The organism is Actinotalea ferrariae CF5-4 (assembly GCF_000603945.1).
GTDB classification, from domain to species: domain Bacteria; phylum Actinomycetota; class Actinomycetes; order Actinomycetales; family Cellulomonadaceae; genus Actinotalea; species Actinotalea ferrariae.
This window is the reverse complement of the sequence record NZ_AXCW01000536.1, coordinates 1-796: the sequence shown is the minus strand read 5'-3', so window position 1 is coordinate 796 and position 796 is coordinate 1. Positions and strand designations below refer to the sequence as shown.

Here is a 796-nt window from a genome sequence, read left to right as displayed (position 1 = left end):
GCAGTTCGTCCAACTTTATTTGCTAGTGTACGGGTTTATTGAAGAAAGAGAAATTGTGAAAAAATTTGCTTAAATTTAATTCATTTCTCATTTTTTTTGGTTTTTGAATTTATTTGTTATTTTTTTAGAAAAGATAAAATAATTTGAGAGTTCTTTAGATAAAATAATTTGAGATTTGTTTACTTTCTTCTCTTTCTTCTCTTTAGAGGAGATAGTCCTTTACTAAATGCTGTGGAAAAAAAAAACTAATGTTAATGTTTAATTCTAATAATTTATTTTTTATAGATTTTTTACAAATGAGTCTTATTGAGAATTTCATTTTTTATATTTTTTGTTTTAGTATTTCTTCTTTATTAGTATTAATAATATTTGAATCTAAAAGTACTAACACTCTAACAACAGGTTTAAAAATTCTGACTGGTGGAGTGCTGACTACTAATATTATTGATAAAGGATTAAGTATAAGGGAAAGACTTGAAAAAATGAAATCTTCTGGATCAGGTTCAAATAATGATAAAGAAGAAGATAAAGATAAAGATAAAGATAAAGATAAAGATAAAAATAAAGATAAAAGTACTAATAATGAAAAAGCTGCAGATAATGAAGCAGAAAGTAGTACAAAATAATGAACATCAAATATATTAAAAATTTAATTAGTCTAATAATTAATATTAGTTATTGTGTTAATAAATTTATTTATTCAAAAATTAATGATTTGTTTTATAATTTTAAAAATAAATCTAAATATTGTTTTATATTACCTTTTATTATTAAAACTTTAGAAAAAGAAATACCG

The 796-nt window shown here is 21.0% G+C and carries 1 protein-coding gene; it reads left to right on the top strand.

What is annotated here, in order from left to right; genetic code table 11:
* Positions 1–296 precede the first annotated feature (296 nt).
* Entirely contained in the window at positions 297–626 is a 330-nt protein-coding gene (locus tag N866_RS21205) for a hypothetical protein (RefSeq protein WP_155855526.1), read from the top strand.
* The last annotated feature ends 170 nt before the right edge of the window (positions 627–796 follow it).